We start from the raw sequence: 1,741 nt of genomic DNA, 5'->3' as shown, positions 1-1,741 counted from the left end.
GCCGGTACCGGCCGGGTCCGGGCGAGCACCGGTGCCCCGGACGCGTCCCGCGCGGCGAGCACCGCCGAGGAGAATTGGGCGAGTTGGGCCGCGCCCGGCAGTGAATACCCCGCCTCCGGGGCCTGTTGGCCCGACGCGGGGAGCGGTGGTCGTACGACGATCTGTTCCGGGGTGACGGTGATCAGCAGCCGGAGGTAGTACCACTCCATCAACGACCGCAGGGGAGCGGCGACGTACGCCCTGCTGTGCGGCTGCCGTTCGAAGAGCATCTGCCAGTAGTCCTCGGCGCCCCGAGGTCCCGTCATGATCTCGTCGGGGCACTCGGCACGGCCGCCGACGAAGATTTGCGGGGCGTGGTCGAGGCCGCTGCCGGTGGGGTCGGAGAAGAGGAGGGCGACGCGGCCGTCCCGGCGGATGTTCAGCGCCTTCTGCGCGAAGGCCAGGGATGTGCTCAGCAGGAGCGTGCCGTCCTGCTGCCGCCGCACGGCGGTCGGCCAGGCCGCCGGTGTGCCGTCGCGGCCGAGGGTGACGAACTCGCAGGTGCGGTAGGCGTCCAGGACGTCCAGCGGCGCGGAGTCGAGAAGGGTCACCGGCTCTGCTCCCCGTCCAGCGGGCCGCGTATCGCCCGGCAGGCGGCGGTGTACTGACGGCGGCCGACGGCCTTCCACAGCAGCCGGCCCACCAGCGGGGTCCGGCCGAGGAAGTACGCCTGCTCCTCGGGCGTGGCGTCCTCCAGGATCGCACCGAGCGCGATCAACAGCCTGTTCCTGGGGATCCGTTCCAGCCCACGGCGCCCGACCAGGTCCCATTCCTCGGCCGACAGATGCTCCGCGACCAGGGGCAGCACCAACTGCTCCTCGTCGTCGAGGTGTTCGAGCAGCACGGCGGAGTGCTGCTCCAGCGCGAGCGCCAACTCTTCCCCGGCGATTGGGTCCGCCGCCCGCTCCCACGCGGCCGTCCACTCCGTCACCACGGTCAGACTCACGTCGATGCGCTGGTGCTGTTCCTCCATGCGGGCGACCAACCGGGCGTCCGCGGCGCGGCTTTGGAGGTGCGGCCAGATGAGGTCGTCCTCTACGGAGTGGTGGCTGTGCAGTCCCGCGACATACTCGCGCAGATGCTCCGCGACCTTCTTCGCGCGGGCCGTGTCGCCGCCGGGGACGGCCCGTACCAGGCGGGGCAGAAACGCCGACTCGCGGCGGAAGACCCGGTGGACCACGATCATCTCGTGGGTGTAAGGACGCTCGGCCGTGGGAAGTTCGTCCGTCGTGCTGGTGGGTGACACGCTTGCTTGCTCCAACGATCGGATATCGGTAACAGCCTCCAAGGGTCGTGCGGCCCTCTTGGCGTCTACTTGGCGCGGTCGCCGTAGTGATCTCCGCAGTCCTGTGGGAAGGACGTTTATCGTCTGTTGACCGGGCTTCGACACGGCTCGGGTAGATTCCCGCGCCGTGCTGCGTATTCGAGTCCTGGGTTCGTTGGGCGCCGATGACGAGGGGCGACCGGTCGGACTCGGTGCTCCACGCCAACGGGCCGTACTGGCGCTGCTGATCGCGGCCCGCGGCACCGTCGTGCCCGTCGACCGGATCGCGGACGCGCTGTGGCGCGGGGCACCGCCGAACCGTGCCACGGTCTCCCTGCACACCTACGTGTCCCACCTGCGCCGCTCCCTCGAACCGGGCCGGCCGCCGCGCACCCCGGCGACCGTGCTGGTCACCTCACCGCCCGGCTACGCCCTGCG

General features: G+C 70.9%; 2 protein-coding genes and 1 pseudogene. 1 reads left to right on the top strand and 2 read right to left on the bottom strand.

Going from position 1 to position 1,741, the window contains the following annotated elements; translation table 11 throughout:
- A pseudogene (locus R6V09_RS52385) lies at positions 1 to 590 on the bottom strand (pyridoxamine 5'-phosphate oxidase family protein); the annotation flags it as partial.
- The gene (locus tag R6V09_RS52380) at positions 587 to 1,285 is read right to left on the bottom strand and encodes a hemerythrin domain-containing protein (RefSeq protein ID WP_317888440.1); all 699 of its coding nucleotides are present in this window, start codon (positions 1,283 to 1,285) and stop codon (positions 587 to 589) included. The pseudogene R6V09_RS52385 and the gene R6V09_RS52380, both read right to left, overlap by 4 nt.
- A 166-nt stretch (positions 1,286 to 1,451) precedes the next feature.
- Between R6V09_RS52380 and R6V09_RS52375 the strand changes: the two genes are divergently transcribed.
- The coding region (locus R6V09_RS52375) for an AfsR/SARP family transcriptional regulator (RefSeq protein WP_317888439.1) at positions 1,452 to 1,741 on the top strand (290 nt) is incomplete at its 3' end.

Origin of the sequence: Streptomyces sp. W16, assembly GCF_033194735.1 — a bacterium.
Taxonomy (GTDB): domain Bacteria; phylum Actinomycetota; class Actinomycetes; order Streptomycetales; family Streptomycetaceae; genus Streptomyces.
This window is presented reverse-complemented; position numbering and strand designations above follow the sequence as displayed.